13 protein-coding genes are annotated in these 16,073 nt (G+C 50.7%); 12 read left to right on the top strand and 1 reads right to left on the bottom strand.

Annotated elements, in window-relative coordinates; genetic code table 11:
- Window positions 1–21 precede the first annotated feature (21 nt).
- The 11 genes from MHH28_RS28730 (at window position 22) to MHH28_RS28780 (ending at window position 12,877) form a co-directional block, all read left to right on the top strand.
- Window positions 22–1,086: a hypothetical protein gene (locus MHH28_RS28730; protein WP_405108148.1), complete on the top strand. Its 1,065-nt coding sequence runs from the start codon at window positions 22–24 to the stop codon at window positions 1,084–1,086.
- Window positions 1,083–2,657, top strand: coding sequence for an ATPase, T2SS/T4P/T4SS family (locus MHH28_RS28735; RefSeq protein WP_405108151.1), 1,575 nt, complete (start codon window positions 1,083–1,085; stop codon window positions 2,655–2,657). Before MHH28_RS28730 ends, MHH28_RS28735 begins: the two co-directional genes overlap by 4 nt.
- Before the next feature lie 15 nt (window positions 2,658–2,672).
- Window positions 2,673–3,722: a hypothetical protein gene (locus tag MHH28_RS28740; RefSeq protein WP_405108154.1), complete on the top strand. Its 1,050-nt coding sequence runs from the start codon at window positions 2,673–2,675 to the stop codon at window positions 3,720–3,722.
- A gap of 11 nt (window positions 3,723–3,733) precedes the next feature.
- The gene (locus tag MHH28_RS28745; protein ID WP_405108156.1) at window positions 3,734–4,603 is read left to right on the top strand and encodes a hypothetical protein; all 870 of its coding nucleotides are present in this window, start codon (window positions 3,734–3,736) and stop codon (window positions 4,601–4,603) included.
- A gap of 100 nt (window positions 4,604–4,703) precedes the next feature.
- Window positions 4,704–4,913 carry a hypothetical protein gene (locus MHH28_RS28750; protein WP_342548621.1) on the top strand — a complete coding sequence of 70 codons (210 nt, stop codon included), beginning with the start codon at window positions 4,704–4,706 and terminating at the stop codon, window positions 4,911–4,913.
- 5 nt (window positions 4,914–4,918) lie between these two features.
- The gene (locus tag MHH28_RS28755) at window positions 4,919–5,062 is read left to right on the top strand and encodes a hypothetical protein (protein ID WP_155991580.1); all 144 of its coding nucleotides are present in this window, start codon (window positions 4,919–4,921) and stop codon (window positions 5,060–5,062) included.
- Window positions 5,063–5,077: 15 nt separating this feature from the next.
- Window positions 5,078–5,458, top strand: a complete 381-nt coding sequence (locus MHH28_RS28760) for a hypothetical protein (protein WP_339254249.1) — start codon at window positions 5,078–5,080, stop codon at window positions 5,456–5,458.
- Window positions 5,459–5,478: 20 nt separating this feature from the next.
- On the top strand, window positions 5,479–5,976 hold the full coding sequence (locus tag MHH28_RS28765) for a hypothetical protein (RefSeq protein WP_405108161.1): 498 nt from the start codon (window positions 5,479–5,481) through the stop codon (window positions 5,974–5,976).
- 121 nt (window positions 5,977–6,097) lie between these two features.
- On the top strand, window positions 6,098–6,697 hold the full coding sequence (locus MHH28_RS28770) for a hypothetical protein (RefSeq protein WP_405108164.1): 600 nt from the start codon (window positions 6,098–6,100) through the stop codon (window positions 6,695–6,697).
- Between the two features lie 133 nt (window positions 6,698–6,830).
- On the top strand, window positions 6,831–8,984 hold the full coding sequence (locus MHH28_RS28775) for a hypothetical protein (protein WP_405108167.1): 2,154 nt from the start codon (window positions 6,831–6,833) through the stop codon (window positions 8,982–8,984).
- 737 nt (window positions 8,985–9,721) lie between these two features.
- Window positions 9,722–12,877: a hypothetical protein gene (locus MHH28_RS28780; protein ID WP_405108170.1), complete on the top strand. Its 3,156-nt coding sequence runs from the start codon at window positions 9,722–9,724 to the stop codon at window positions 12,875–12,877.
- A 100-nt stretch (window positions 12,878–12,977) separates the two neighbouring features.
- On the opposite strand, the gene MHH28_RS28785 is transcribed toward MHH28_RS28780, so the two are convergent.
- Window positions 12,978–13,595 carry a hypothetical protein gene (locus MHH28_RS28785; protein ID WP_405108173.1) on the bottom strand — a complete coding sequence of 206 codons (618 nt, stop codon included), beginning with the start codon at window positions 13,593–13,595 and terminating at the stop codon, window positions 12,978–12,980.
- 330 nt (window positions 13,596–13,925) lie between these two features.
- Between MHH28_RS28785 and tkt the strand changes: the two genes are divergently transcribed.
- The gene (gene tkt, locus MHH28_RS28790) at window positions 13,926–15,977 is read left to right on the top strand and encodes a transketolase (protein WP_405108176.1); all 2,052 of its coding nucleotides are present in this window, start codon (window positions 13,926–13,928) and stop codon (window positions 15,975–15,977) included.
- The last annotated feature ends 96 nt before the right edge of the window (window positions 15,978–16,073 follow it).

The raw sequence follows: 16,073 nt of genomic DNA on the forward strand, positions 1-16,073 counted from the left end.
AGAAGGGAGGAGGAATGAGCCTTGAGAATATTCAGTCTGGGCATAGATCAGCTGACCATCAATGAGATTAAGCTGGCGGGCTTCACCGTTATTGCACAGAGTGTGCTGCCGGAGCCTAAGCATGCCGGAGGGCATCTATTAATGGTGACGAGCGAACAGGTGCCGGTAGCAAAATTAAGAGAGCTGAGAGGGAGGTACCCGGACTCTTCGATTGTGTACATCTATCTGCAAAAAGGGGTGCGGGGTTACCAGTCTATACATATGCAATGTGAGAGTCTGGGTATAAGCTTCATGCCCCCGCGTTCAACCTCAGCGGCAATCATCGATAAGCTGCGCTTTATGCTGGAGGATGAGCACAAGGAAAGCGGTAATGTGGTAGGCTTTTTCGGCTCCGGGCCGGGTATCGGCTGTACGAGTATTGCCAAGCTGTTCGCCAGGAGGATTGCTGCTTCGGGACTGCGGGTGATTGTGCTGGGTCTCGACCTGTATGATCCGGGCTATGACCGGAAGACGGCGGTTAGTCTGGACAAGTTGCGGCCGCGGATGACCGGCAAAATGCTGCATGATGAGGATTTCAGCGGCCTGGTGCAGCAGGAAGGCTATGCCTATCTGCCCGGCAACTTCGATTATCTAAGCGCGCAGGATTATCAGGAGGAGGAGATAGAATATCTGCTGGCAAGAGCCAGTGAAAGTGCCGATGTGGTGATTGCAGATTTCGGGTCGATTCCCGAGAGCGCCGCATGGTATGTGGGGATGCAGAAGTCCGCACTGCGTATGATCGTCACCCATCCACGGCACGAATACAGGCTGCAGCCCCTGATGGAGCTGGCCGGGCATATGGACCTGCATCCGCAGGACTTCCAGTGGATAATCAACCGCAGCAATGTGGAAGAGCTGACCTCACCGAAGAATCTGGCCCTGCGTTTTGGCAGCGAGCTTCTGCTGGAGCTGCCGTATTATCCATCTTTTCCCGAGAGCCTGCCGCTGGGCAAAAAAGAGCTTCAGCAAGTGGACGATAAAGTCCACGCACTGCTAGTATCACTGGGCCTCGCCCACGAAACGCGCAAGAAAGGGATATTTCAATGAGTAACAACAGAGATGAAGGCTTGCTGCTACAGCAGAAGCGTGTGCTGACCGGATGGACTCCGCTGGACCCTGAGCAGGGAAGGCGGCTGGATCAGCAGGACGAGAGCTTGCAAGGGGTGCCTGAAATCACGGAGGGAACGGAGAACAGACGGCTATTCTCGCTGAAGCAGAGCCTACTGCGTACCCGTAAGCCCGGCAAAGAGGACTTCTATAGCTTCCTGCACACCATGAAAAGTGAAATGAACGCCGGGCTGGAGCGTGAGGATGACGGCTATTTTGAACTCAATGCGAAGGCGCTTGTCGGTGATCCGCAGGCGGTCAGCTTTTTCATGAACGAGATTGAGAAATATCTGCGCCGGACCCCGTTTACCGGAAAAGTGCCGGAGGCTTACCGCACAGCCGCTGAAGCGCTGTTTCATGAATGGAAGGGCTTCGGCCCCGCCTACCGCTGGTTCACAGATCGTGCCTATAGCGAATCTACCGGACTTCAGATGATCGGGCGGCAAATTTTTTATAACCATCAAGGCAGGTTCGTGGCGTATCCCTATGAGATGCCTTCGCTGGACCGGGTGGAGCAGCTTAAGCGTTCTCTCCTGAAAAGTGACCCGGGCAAGAAGCTGAACAAGGATAATCCTTCCGTTGAATTCAAAATGGATGATCCTCTCTGGCCCGGCCGGTTCATCCGTCTAGCCATCTGGGTCTCACCGCGGGTCTGGGAGGGCTTCACTACTATCTCGCTCCGGCGGCAGGTCGTAGAATTTCTGGACCTGGATGATCAGGCCGGCACGGAATGTATTCCTGCGGAAGCGATTGATCTGATCCGTGCACTTACCGGAACATTTCGCAACACGATTATTGCCGGCGCGGTAGGCTCAGGCAAAACCACTTTTGCCAACACGATTGTCGGCGAGCAGCTGCTCGGCTCTTCCTCCTGCATGGGTGTCGTGATGATTGAGAAGCACCCGGAGTCGATTTTACCGTATCAGATCAAGGGCCACCGGATCATTCCCATCCAGGCATCCAATGAGGAATTGATGGAGGTCGGAGTAGAGTCGCTGCGGCATGATCCGAACATTCTCTATATGACGGAGATGCGTTATAACGAGTGGGAATTTTATCTGTGGAGCGGCGAGAAGGGCTATGACGGCATTACGGGTACCTTTCATACTGTAGATTCGGAGGATATTCCGTATCAGGGGGCGTTCGCTGTATCTACGCGGATTGGCGGCAGTCTGAAGGGGCATTTAATCTCAGCGCTGAAATCCTGTGAGCTGGTGTTTATTCTGGAGAGTGTCCCGGACGGCAAGAAGCGGCTCGCCCGGATCTCTGAGGTCTTTTATGAAGAGGACAGTAATTCGGTCTTCGCCAATGATCTGATGCGCTGGGAACCGGAGCAGGCGGGCTGGACCTATAATGACAAACTGACTCAAGCGCTGATTGTGAAGATGAAGAAGAAGAATGCCAGAGCGGCACGGATGCTGCTGCAAGAGCTTGGACATCTCGCTGCACAGAAGCCGATGACTGACCCGCTGAAGGAAAGTCTGAAGTCCAAAATCGTGTTGAACGAATGAGAGGAGGGGGAACCTGTGGAACTGCTGTTCTACATCATCCAGTTTGTGCTTCACCTGCTCGTTGCCGGCGGACTCTGGCTGCTGGTCAAGCCGCTGATTGAGCGGCATTTATGGCAGTGGGGACAAAAGCTGGACTTACGGATGAATCTGCGGATGAGCCTGTTTGGCAAGAAGGTCAGTAGCGCGAAGCGGAAAATGTGGCTGTACCGCCATCTGGATGATCTGCTGTATTTTGCCCACAAGCGGTACGAGCCGGGCATCAGTGTGCTGCGCTTTATCACCCGTTCGGGCATGCTGTTCCTTGGGGTGTTCCTATCGAGTCTGCTGACTCTCAGAGAGCTGCCGGGGCAGCTGAGCTTCAGCAATCCTTTTCTGGAAGGCATGGTTCTGAATGACGGAGCACCTGTGCAGCATGCCTGGCGGCTTCCGCTGTTCCTGGCGGTTCTCTCGGCCTGCATTCCTTATCTGCGGATGAGATATACCTACGCCCAGCGGAAGGTGCGGGGCAGCTACGATCTGCTCGATGTGATCAAAATCGCCACCAAATTCACGCATTTATCTGCGGATTCCATTTTATCCAAGACCAGTGACTTGCTGCCGGGAGAGAATGTGCTCAAGACTCCATTAAGGCTGCTGGGGACAGCGTTCGCTGGCTATAGCAATGAACGGGAGCTGAATGAGGAAGCGGGGCGTTTTGCCGGAGCGATTGGAACAACCTTTGCGGTGGAATTCGTATCAGACCTGCTCTATTGCGAGAAGGAGGGCACCCGTTATCTCAAAAGCTCACTCATGACGCTCAACCGCTCCATGGAACTGCAACGGGAGACCATTTTGACGGTAAAAGCCAGCAGCAGGGATGCGATCAGCTTAGGACTGTACGGTAATCTGATTGTGCTGGTGTCTTCTGTGGGAACGTTCATGTACATGCTGAAGCCGGATGTATATTTCAAATTACAGTTCGAGACAACGATTGGACTTACATTTATGATGGTGATCATTACGGGCCTATTCATCTCGTTCATGATCAGTACCATCCTCGCCAGACCCAGACTGGACTACCATTAAGGTGATGAATGATGGATAGATTACTACTTTTAATAGCTGTAACAGGTATTGTGTATCTTGCCTTACTGGTCTTTGTCAGCAGCAGCAGCCGTCAGGAACGCTATGTGCTCCGTCTGGGCCAGCAGTGGAAGGCCTTCGGGGAACGGGTGCAAAATGAGCGGCTGCAGCAATTGCTGGGCCAGAGCGGACTCTCCATTTCAGCGGCCAAAATCACTCTGTTCCGCTATTCGGCGGCCCTCCTCTATCTGCTGGTTCAGGCAACGGGAGACTTCGTACGATCAGAACCTATATCAATATACGATCCTCTGATTGCCCTGCTGATTCTGGTGATTACCAGTCCGCAGCGGGTTCTGCCGTTTGGCTGGCTGCTGAGCTGGCTGCATCAGAAGACACTGATCCAAAAAGACGGAGAGCTGATCTCCTTCATCCGCCTCTATGAGAACAACCGGCTGCGCAAGCGGGGCTATGTGGAATTTGGAGCTTTCTGTGCCGGGACGGCCAACCATTTCAGTTACATCCGCCAGGATCTGTACGAGCTGTCGGAGCGGGCGGTGGACGAGGGGACGGAGCGGGCAATCGAATGGTTTTGCAGCAAATTCCCGGAGAACCATACGTTTATCAACGATATCCGCTCGATTCTGCTTGCGACAGAAGGAATGGACGATGACCATGAAGCAGCGAAGTATCTGCAGGAGCAGGGCAAAATCATTACCAAAATCTCAAGTGACCAGTATCTGAAGAAGTGGTCCTTTATCGGGGACATTTCTACGATCATCAATGTTGTTCCGTCAATCGCTACCTTTCTGATGATTGTCTCGCTGGCCATGCAGTACATTATGCTGATCAAAGGGAACTTTAACGGCGTAGGGATGTTCCAATGAACTCTTTATGCAGGCTGGCAGCAAGAAAATAAACGAAGTGAAATTTTTGTTATATTCAAGAATCATTTTAAAATATACAATCAAAAGGGAGATATTAACAATGAAAAAAGACGCTATTTCGACTGGTTTGTTTATCGCTATCGGGTTCCTATGTGTGGCTATCGTAATTGCTGTATTGATTCCTGTGGTACGGGACGTAATTGATAAAGCGGATGACAACAGACCTGAAATCCCGAAGGTTAGTCTGATTCAGCCTGCAGATTCTGTAGAAGCGGCAGTAACGTACACAATCGCTGGCCCTTTGGTTTAATTGAGATGAAGAAGGACTCGATTTCCGTCGCGCTGTTTCTGGCTATTGGTTTTGTGATTGCCGGGATTTTTATCGCTGGGGCTACAAGCATTATCGGCGGCAGCCAGGATGATATTATCACCCATGTCAAAGCTGTCGAGAAGTATTAAAAGGAGGCGCTGCGTTTGAAGGCAACCGTCCTCCGGGCCTTGTTCATGTGGCTGGTGCTGTTCATTATCCTGCAGCCGATTTTTACGTACATTGATTATCTGCTCGATCTGCAGGTCAAGGCCAACACTTCTTATATTACGCAAAAGGCAGCGACAGAAGGGATGGTCACTGCCTCTATGAAGGCTGAGGTCATTTCGAATCTGAAAGCTGTAGGATTTCCCGAAGGCTCGATTAAGATAACCAGCGGAACAGAAGTGATCCTAGAGCGCAAACAGCGGATTGATGTGTATGTGACCGCGCCGCGGGTGAACCTGTTCCCCTACAATTTCTCCGGTGTATCCCAGCCGACACAGTATTATGGACATGGCTCGATCATGAGTGAATATCTCGATTAATTAAGGGATGAAGCTAACCTATGGATTATATTATCAAGCTGGCCTTTGTCCTGTTGATCTTTATTTATTCCTGGTTTTTTCAGATTCAGAACCAGGAGTGGGACCAGGTGCGCAGCATGCTTAAGGATGCCAACAATATGGCTGTCCATGATGCATCACAGGAGTTGAACGAAGCAGCGAGGGCCCAAGGCCGTCTGGTCATTGATCCCGCTGAGGCCTATGCCACCTTCCGCCACACCCTGCAGAGTAATCTGGGACTGGATGACGGCTTATCCCCCATAGCGGGGAGCCGGCTTCAGGCTCAAGTGAAGATCGTCAAGTTCGACATCGTGGATGAAGCAACAGGTACTACTTTTCCAATGCTCTATGAGGACAGTACTTACGGTATCACCAAATACATACAAGGTCCTTCAGTCATTGCAGTGATTCAAATGCAGCACCCGGTGCTGATCTCCAGAACCAAGGTTCAAGAGGCCATCACTGTGCCCGCAGTACAGGAATACAAATTTAATATGTAAATCAGGATGAATGCGGCCTTGTTGGCTCAGGTCGCCCTCTGATCAAGCTGAATCGAAATGATAATCCTGCCCCGAGGCGAGCCTTAGCAGGCCGAATTAACTAACTTAAGGAGTGATTCACATGAAGAAAACGATTATGAAAGCATTGGTAGCGACTGCGCTGTTTTCCAGTTCTATTTTAGGTCAAGTCGGATCTGCAGAAGCAGCTGCCGCGGCTAAGCCAGCGGCCCCGATTATGAGAGATAACCTTGCTAAGTATGGGTTGGTGAAGGATGTGGAGTTGCCGGTAACAGTGACTGCCGGTGGGCTGAGCTATACGCTGGAGAAGATTATGATCTTTGATGCGAAGTCAAAGGATGCTCAGGCGTTGGCTAAACAATATGGTTATGACCTGGATGGTGCTCAGTATTTTATTTGGACAAAGATTACTGTGGAAAATAAGGGCGGTAACGTTGTTCAAAGAAACATTAAAGATTTGAGTGCCAAGTGGCGTTTGAATTTCGGGGATTTGTCTAAAGGGGAAGCGTCTGCAGCTATGCCAGGTAAGCTGGATGATTCCGTAAACAATAAAGACGCTTTGTGGACATGGGTATTAAAGCCAGGACAAAAACTCAGTACGTATCAAGGATTTCGTTATACGGGTGATATTAACTACTTTAAACTGAGCGTAGATTGCAAAGGTCAATTTGTCTCAAAATACATTGTAGAGCCGAAAGCTTAGGGACCAGCCAATGAAAAATAAGAAACTATGGATTACTGCTCTTATTGTCATATGCTTAATTCTTGTACCGACAGTGATCTATTCTGCACAAGCAGAAGGGGCTAAACAAGGTAGCGTCAGCGTACCGGTTACTATGGGTTTAACCGGATCAGGAAATAGTGCCAAGACATTTTATCTGGATCTGCCCAGCGGGGTTACAGGCCCCGCGATTAAGGCAGGGACACTGAAATATTCAGGAAACAACAGTGTGGTAGGGGCCCCCACTATGGAGAATGGGAAGATCAAGGTTACGCTGAAGGGGAACGTGAAGGATGAGACCTTTCCTGTGAAGGGGACAAAGAGTGGATTTGAAGATCCTTTTGAGAGCACTCCCGGAAACTCCATCTGGCGTTATGCAGATGGACGACGCTGGCAAATCAACGATTACAAAGAAGACAAGGGGTACAACGTAAGCTACAACAAAAACGCAGAAGATTACGGAACGCCATCTGCAGTACCACCTAAAACGACGGTTTCGACGAAGTCTGATCCTGTAAATCCTAGTGCAGCAACCTGGTATAAGCAAGATCAGACTCAGGTTCCATATAGTAGTGTGATTCAATCGAGCATCCAGCTTCATCCGCGCGAATTAAAAGATGATCCGGGAAGTGTCAGTATTAAGAACGGTAAATTTATAATCACATATACAGTACCCTCCAAATATAGAATAGTGGAAGAAGTATCGGAAGGGTTTGGAAGAGGGGGACACGCCAAAGGTTGGCTCTACTACGTGACACTCCCATACTACTTCAATGCTGAAGCCAAAGTCACATCCTACAGCTACGCCGGAACGGTCACCTTTGATTACGCCCCACCTGACCAAGCTACGCTAAACGGAACGGCCACCCTTGAGAAGCCAAGCCCGAACCCGATCAAGCTGGAAGGCAGCAAGGTCGATGTGAAGATTAACGTTAAAGGCGAACTGCTGGGTTACACAAATTCCTCTAACATCGAGGAATGGGTATTTTATGCCCGCGAAAAGGATGGGTCAGCCAAGGCTGACATGAAGAAAGAATTTGGCAAAATGCTCACCGCATCCAAAAGCTTCGACTTCCAGATCCCGGCCAGCCGGGTGACCAGTGACAGCTTCAAGCAGGATTACGCACTGACGGTGATCATTCGGTTCAAGAATCCTGTGGTTACCAAGTCCGGCTCGATAACCTCCTTGGAACAGAAAATGGAAGTCTCGGCTGGGGTGTACAAGAAGGACAACCCCATTACCTATCCATCCATACCGGGTACGCCGAGCAAGCCGGAAGGCAAGCCACCAATTGCCCGGATCAGCGCACCCAAGTACGTTAAGGCGGGTTCTGACATGATGGTCTACGGGGGAACTTCTTCTGATCCGGACGGATACATTACCGACTATGCCTGGGGAACTCCTGGAGCAGAGGGCGGGATTGAAAATACAGCCAGAGGCTATGTGTGGTACACACGGGATAAGGTCGGACAGACATTCCCCATAATGCTTACCGTCGTCGATAATGACGGGCTGATCGGGAGCACCAGCACCGAGGTAACGGTCATTGAGCCGACCCCATCCGCCAGCCTGGAGATCAGCGGGTCACTGAAGCAGAACCGGAAAACCACGCTCATCAACAGCAGTACGAGCCCAAACCGATTCCCGATCATTAAGTCCAAGACCCAGGTCACGATCAGCGCAGTCAGCGGCGGGACCAATGCGGATATCAAATACAGCGGCAGTCTGGCCGAGCTGGAGAGCAAGGACGTTCTTTTCCGGAAGCCTGGCAAATACAAAGCGACTATTCACGTAGAGAATACAGCCGGCTATGGTGCAGATGGGGAGATCACGTTCGATATTGCACCGGATGAAGTCCCAAGTGTGTATTTTGACGTTGCCCAAAAAATGTATCGGGACCCGGAGAAGGGGAATAGAGCGATTATCCAAATTACGGACAGGTCCTTTTCCACAGACAAGGATATCTTGAACCGTCGAATCTGGGAGTATCGGTACGACTCCAATAATGATGGGCGGTTTACCGATGAGAATTGGGAGATCTTCAATAATGGAAATGAGATTAATCCTAAGCTGGAATTGACTCAGGTGGGGAGATATGAGATCCGGTTGACGGTCTTTGAAGAGTTTGGCCAGCCGACGATCGAGGATTATGTAACGGAAGCGGACCGGCGCTCTGCAGACTCCTATACCGATCCGATCAAGCAAGCACTGGTGGAGCGGACGGTAGACATAGACAATCGCGCACCGGAAGTCGATTGGGACGTATAAGGGGAGGCAGATAGACATTGAAGATATTCAAGAGAAGTATTATTTTGCTTATGGCCTATTTGCTGCTCATTCCCGCACTGCCACAGCCTGCAGTCGAGCTGACAGGGTTGGTTAGTACAGTGCAGGCTGCAGAGGACAATTTCATTTATTATCGGGATATAGTGTTTGAAGCCGGGCGAGGGGGACATGGCAATCAGGATGATAAGGTTGTTATCGACTTCCCAGCTCTGAAGGTGACCAATCTTAAGTTTAATAAAACGACCAAAAGAATGACCTATGATATTGTTCCAGGCTCTAACTTGCATGTCACCTATACAACGGGAAGACCTGACGGTGGCGGATACACTGAGCCAATGGAAATCGAAATGTGTAGTTCCGTATATACCAAAGAGGCGTACCAGTATGAAATAAATAGACAGGATTATGGTCGGGACGAATGGTGGTCCTGTAATGATCCTAGAACACCTGACTATTATGGTATGTATTATAACTGGTCAGCAGATTGGGGAGTCTTACACATTAATGCAGTAGCCTCTCCTGGATTTTACATGCCTGCAGTTCTTGATTTAGATATGTCCAACATACGGAACTTAATGGCGAACACCTATCCTAATGAATATGCACAAGGATATAACTATTATCAGCCATATGAATACACTCCAGGACTAGATAAAGATCCAGAAATGTTGCGGTTTAGAGTGCTGGCTAAGACAAAAACTTACTGGTGGTCACCGTACATGACTAGAGTTGCAGAATTGATACCCAATTATGCCCCTAGCCTGTCCGTAGGAACAGCAAATGGAATTACCCTGGTTAATGCTCCGGGCCTCAGCGGAATCAACATCGAGGGGTATGTCAGCGATCCAGACAACGAGGACGTTACCGTCACGGCCGAGATTCCTGGTGTCTTTTACAAGAAGACGGTGGTCCCTCAAGCCAAGATGTCCAAACCATTCAATATCCCACTGGATGTGCTGCAAGACTCGATACCGCCGGGAACCTACACGATGAACATCACAGCCTCCGACCCGTCGGGGATGACCGCAAAGGCTGCGCTTACGATCAATGTCAGACAGCAGATGAGGAACAAGTCCTTTGTCCTGGTTAATACCCCCGTAGAAACCAGAACGAAATTCTTTGACTCGGAATGGGACCCTAAACGGGAAGAGCGGTACAGATTTGATCATGATCCGTATTTCTTTGACAATTCGATGGGGATCATCTGGGATTCCGGATTATGGCGAAGTTCACCCTACACGACCTTCCCGTATAGCGGTTCCTACGTGGCCACGTTCCAGGGTCGCGACAATCCCAAGGATGACGACCGGTTCGATGTGTACCGGAAATGGAGCCGGAATAACCTATCTTCGATGACCTTCCACGTACACCGCAAGCCGATAGCCCTGTTTAGTGCCAGGCTGTCGGGCGGATGGCTGCAGATCACTGACAGCTCATACGATTTGGATCATGTCACTGCCTCCAATAAAGGGATCATGGACTGGCAATGGCAATATAAGAAAACGGAGGGACAAGTCTGGACGGATGGATATCCGCCGGCACAGCTGCCGACCAATGACCAGTATGATATCCGGCTAAGAGTGCGGGACATCGATGGCGAGAACGGGGTTGGTGTCTGGAGTGACTGGTCACAGCAAACGGTGGGTGCGGCCGGCAATCTGCCGCCGGTAGCGCTGTTTACCGTAGAGCCCAACATTGTATCGTACCGTAAGGCTTCCACCATCACTGATAAGTCCTTCGACCCGGATAATGATCCACTCGATGTGTATAACTGGACGGTGATCAAAGATGGCTGGCAGCAGGTCTGGAGCCATTCGGGCGGTGCGGCGGTGCCGCCGAATATCGCAGCCTATGGCGTGGGGACGTATCAGTTAACCCTTCAGGTCCATGATAACCGCGGGCTATGGTCGCAGCCCTACAGCCAAACGGTACAAGTCCTGAATCACCCGCCGGCAGCTGCCTTCAATATGCCGGTGGAAGTGTACCGGGATACGGTCATAACCATGGAGAATATGACACCGGATCCGGATGAGGATGGAGATGGGTTAAGCTATGCGTGGAATGCACGCATCAATAGCAGTCCCTATTATTACGCCGGGGGCAACCGAAACCAGGTCATGACCATCCGGGATCTGATCGCACGTAGCGGGATTTCACAGCAACAAGCCATTTCAGATGGCTGGGAAATGCGCCTGACAGCCTCGGACGGGTCGCTTTCCTCGAATGCTACACGAATGTTCAAGGTCCTAAACCATGTGCCTACGGCAGCCATTAATGGGCCTGCCACGGCGTATCAGTTTGATACAAAGCAGTATACATCGTCTGATCAGGATGAAGATCCATCCGACGTGGCCAGTCTTCAGTATTTCTGGAAGGTAACTGACAGCGACAGCACTACCAAGTTGTATAAGACGCCGAGCATCGAAATCAGCTTCCCGGAACCGGGGATATACACTCTGGAACATTGGGCAGTGGACCAGATCGGAGCTAAGTCAAATATTGAGTCACTCAAAGTGAATGTAATTAAGAACGAGGCCCCGTCCATGACGATTACTTCTCCTCCGGGTACAGCCGCGAGCCCAACGGTCCTGGATGCAGAAAAGCAGGGGGACCCGTTGATTCAGTGGACCTACTCTGACCCGGAGAATGATCCGCAGGAAAAGTACAGGCTAGAATTTTTTGCGAAAGACGGGTTGTTGGTCAAAACGTTAGAGAATACAGATGGAGGCGGATCGATCCGCCAATATCAAGTGCCAAACCCAACATTCAATCGCTTCGAGTATTTCACCGTATTGGGGCGGGCGTATTCCAAAGGTTCCTGGTCCGAGGTATCCAATGAGAAATCGTTCATCATCGACAACCCGCCAAAGCCAGGCTTCACCTTAACTACAGATACGGGAAAAGATGCCACAAAGGTAGCGGTCTACCGGACGGATGTGCTGAACATTAAGAGCACGGCAACAGATGAAGATATCCCGAAAGGGGACAGCATCAGGTATCAGTATTTCTTGAAACCGGCAGCCGGTGCAGAAGGGCTGGTAAGTACAAAAAATGATTTCGCCAAGCAGTTTACTACTAACGGTGTCTTTACGTATAGGCAGCTGGTCACGGATTCTCTGGGACTATACAGAGAACTGTCCCATAGCATTACCGTGCTGAATCGGTTACCTAAGGTCATGATTACCTATCCGACAAGTGATAGCCCCAACAAGCCTACGATTGCCAGCACGCTGACACCGATCATCAAGTGGGATTATCAGGATGAGGACGGCGATCTGCAGCAGCGCTTCAAGGTTCGAATCATCGATCTGGCCACCGGTGCGATTAAGGTGCAATCCGGTGACCAGGCATCAAGTTCAAAACAATGGAAGGTACCGGATGGAGCCTTAGCAGAGTACGAAAAATATGCTGTTGAAGTTGAGGTCTTCGATGGATTTGATTGGAGTGTTGTGTCCGCAAGAAAGTACTTTATGATTAATCTGCTTAGCATCAAGGGGGCTGTCCGGCACACGGAGGAGTGGAATGGCAACCGTCAGGCATATAATATGAAGCAGAGCGGCTCGCCTGAAAGTCCGCGGGGGTACAGTGTCTATTGGGCAGGCGAGAAATTTGTGCTGCAGGGGACAGCTACCGGATTGCCGGATACCGTGCAAGTCACAATGACTGGAGGATATACGGCTGCGCTGAGTCCAACCGGGAGCGACAAGACCATGTGGACAGGGGAGCTGGCCGATCCATCGTTCGAACAGTTGCCGGATGGTCCGGTTACTTTTACCTTTACCGCTACCAATGAGTATCAGACCAAGGTGGATACCGTGGCGGTAACGATTCTCGGAGATTGGACAGAATATTATCAGAGTCATCGTGTAAAATAGTGCGGGACGCAAGTCCTTGTGTTCCCGGTAGGTTCCTAGCTTTCACCCGGCATCAAGCGGACCGAGGGTGATCGTTCAGACGATCCCCTCGGTCCGTTCTTCATGTAGCCGCAGCTGTGGCTGCAAAATCTGCTGGAACAGGGGGTTGGGGGTTATGTAGACTGGAATCCCGGAGGGTCGCAGTATCGCTCCGGTGCATATAGTAGGAGAGTTTGCCGCTGAATATTTTGTGGGCGCATAGCGATAAAGCGAAATCCTCCGGGGTCACGAAGCAGGAGGGCTTGGCTACGGGATGAACGGCGGTTTCCTCAAATACAGAGGCGACGAACTGGGAGCAGAAAAAAGCATTTTCGCGGTCAATGCGGATGTTCAACAATACACCGACCAAGCCGAGCAGGTGATATTTATAACGCTCCTGATTCTGCATCATGCCCTGGACATGGTTATACATCGTATCATACTCTTCCGCACTGACTCTAAGCTGGTAGATGGCGCAGTCTGCACTGCTGTAGAACGGATGGATGAAGTTCTCGTGGATGAGTCCGGCGATAAACGGGTTGTACACTTTTTTCCGGCCGAAGCTGTAGACCTCACGCAGTTCACTGTCAAAAGCAATGGAGGCGTGATTCAGCTCCGCTTTGGTGAACCATTTAATAATTCCGCTGAAGGCCGTACCTGTTCCGGTCAGCACAATATAAATATCTCTGTTTGCAGTCATCTTCTGAATTCCTTTCTGCTGGAAGTTATGGATAATCCGGCTAAAATTCCGCTGAGGTACTTCCATCTTACTGTATAAACCCGCTTTGTAAAACAAACTTTAGTCTTAAATGGGACCTAGACTTAAGGCTAAGTCTCTCAATCCTCTGCGGCATCCTCCAGAATTGTTCCGAAACACGGCAAAGCTGGCAAAAGAGTGCATAGACCGGGAGGAAGCCGCTAATTATAAGCTGTCTGGAACTGCGGCCTGTAAAAACAATTGGAAATGCTTCCACTTCCGTGATACAATAATAGTCAAAATGACATTCTTGATTCGAGGAGGATTATTGTAATGACTGAACAAGCAAAAAAAGATCAAGCCATTGATAAAAAAGAAAACTCGACGGTGGACAACCTGGCCATCACGACGATTCGTACACTTGCTATTGATGCTATTGAAAAAGCAAATTCCGGACACCCCGGCATGCCGATGGGCTCCGCACCGATGGGATACCAACTGTTCGCCAAGACGATGAATCATAACCCGGATCATCCGACTTGGGTGAACCGTGACCGCTTCGTATTGTCTGCCGGACACGGCTCCATGCTGCTCTACAGCTTGCTGCACCTCAGCGGCTATGATCTGCCCATGGAAGAATTGAAGCAATTCCGCCAATGGGGCAGCTTGACCCCAGGACATCCGGAATTCGGGCACACTGCCGGTGTAGATGCGACAACCGGTCCGCTCGGACAAGGTATCGGTATGGCTGTAGGTATGGCGATGGCTGAAGCTCAGCTGGGTGCCACTTACAATAAAGACGAACATAATGTGATTGACCATTATACGTACGCTATCTGCGGCGACGGCGATTTGATGGAAGGGATTTCTTCCGAGTCTGCTTCGCTTGCCGGACACCTAAAGCTGGGCAAACTGATCGTAATGTACGATTCCAATGATATCTCCCTCGACGGTAAGCTGAACCTCGCATTCTCCGAGAATGTAGCTAAGCGTTTTGAAGCTTACGGCTGGCAGGTTCTGCGTGTAGAAGACGGAAACGATCTTCCTGCACTGGCTAAGGCCCTAGAAGAGGCTCAGGCAGACAGCAGCAAGCCGACACTGATCGAAGTGAAGACTGTTATCGGCTACGGCAGCCCGAACAAACAAGGTAAGGGCGGACACGGCGGTACTCACGGCTCCCCGCTGGGCGCTGATGAAACGAAGCTGACGAAGGAATACTACAAATGGGTATATGAAGAAGACTTCTATGTACCGGATGAAGTCCGTGCCAGCTTCGCTGAAGTGAAGGCCAAAGGGATCGCCGCCAACAAAGCATGGGATGAGAAATTTGCAGCCTACAAAAAAGCATATCCAGAACTGGCTGCACAGCTCGAAACTGCACTGAGCGGTGAGCTTCCTGCTGGCTGGGATGCCAATCTGCCATTCTACAAAGCAGAAGACAAAGCCGTATCCACCCGTGTGGCTTCCGGTAATGCACTGAACGGCTTGACTGGCGGCATCCCGCAGCTGGTTGGGGGTTCTGCCGACCTGGAGAGCTCGACTATGACGCACTTGAACGGTCTGTCCCAGTTCACCTCCGAATCCTATGACGGCCGTAATATCTACTTCGGCGTACGTGAATTCGGTATGGCCGCAGCCATGAACGGGATTGCCCTGCACAGCGGACTCAAGGTATTTGGCGGTACGTTCTTCGTATTCACAGATTACCTGCGCCCGGCTGTCCGTCTCGCTTCCATCATGAAGCTGCCGGTCACTTATGTGCTTACCCATGACAGTATTGCTGTCGGTGAAGACGGTCCTACCCATGAGCCGATTGAACAGCTTGCTTCCCTGCGTATCATTCCGGGTCTTACGGTGATTCGTCCGGCAGACGGCAATGAGACCTCCGCTGCTTGGGCTTATGCCATGGAGAATACCTCAAATCCGGTAGCCCTGGTACTGACCCGTCAGAACCTGCCGATCCTGGCTGGAACGGTAGACGGTGTGCGCGATAACATCAAACGCGGCGGTTATGTGGTCTCTGACTCCAAGAACGGTACTCCGCAGGCACAGATCATTGCTACAGGCTCTGAAGTTCAACTGGCGGTTAAGGCTCAGGCTGCGCTTGCCGAAGAAGGCATTGATGTTCGTGTCATCAGCTTGCCGAGCTGGGATTTGTTCGAGAAGCAGGATAAAGCGTACCGCGATTCCGTTATCCTGCCTGAAGTGAAGGCCCGTCTGGCGATCGAAATGGCGCAATCCTTCGGCTGGGAACGTTATACAGGCGATCAGGGCGACATTCTGGGAATCACTACCTTCGGCGCTTCTGCCCCTGGCGACACCGTAATCAGAGAATACGGCTTCACTGTAGAAAATGTAGTCAGCCGCGTAAAAGCCCTGCTATAATAGACGGATCTAACAAGTGGAAACGGCTTTGCCGTCCTTTCTAAAGGACGGTACCGTTTCAGCGAGAAATAGAAGGATAATTTATCGTGTGAAACC

This window comes from Paenibacillus sp. FSL K6-1217 (genome assembly GCF_045040735.1).
Lineage (GTDB): Bacteria > Bacillota > Bacilli > Paenibacillales > Paenibacillaceae > Paenibacillus_AQ.

Coding starts and splice junctions, on each gene's coding strand:
- MHH28_RS28785 (WP_405108173.1), bottom strand. CDS start 13,595: ATGACTGCAAACAGAGATATTTATATTGTGCTGACCGGAACAGGTACG.
- MHH28_RS28775 (WP_405108167.1), top strand. CDS start 6,831: ATGGGTTTAACCGGATCAGGAAATAGTGCCAAGACATTTTATCTGGAT.
- MHH28_RS28765 (WP_405108161.1), top strand. CDS start 5,479: ATGGATTATATTATCAAGCTGGCCTTTGTCCTGTTGATCTTTATTTAT.
- MHH28_RS28770 (WP_405108164.1), top strand. CDS start 6,098: ATGAAGAAAACGATTATGAAAGCATTGGTAGCGACTGCGCTGTTTTCC.
- MHH28_RS28750 (WP_342548621.1), top strand. CDS start 4,704: ATGAAAAAAGACGCTATTTCGACTGGTTTGTTTATCGCTATCGGGTTC.
- MHH28_RS28745 (WP_405108156.1), top strand. CDS start 3,734: ATGGATAGATTACTACTTTTAATAGCTGTAACAGGTATTGTGTATCTT.
- MHH28_RS28780 (WP_405108170.1), top strand. CDS start 9,722: ATGACTAGAGTTGCAGAATTGATACCCAATTATGCCCCTAGCCTGTCC.
- MHH28_RS28735 (WP_405108151.1), top strand. CDS start 1,083: ATGAGTAACAACAGAGATGAAGGCTTGCTGCTACAGCAGAAGCGTGTG.
- tkt (WP_405108176.1), top strand. CDS start 13,926: ATGACTGAACAAGCAAAAAAAGATCAAGCCATTGATAAAAAAGAAAAC.
- MHH28_RS28755 (WP_155991580.1), top strand. CDS start 4,919: ATGAAGAAGGACTCGATTTCCGTCGCGCTGTTTCTGGCTATTGGTTTT.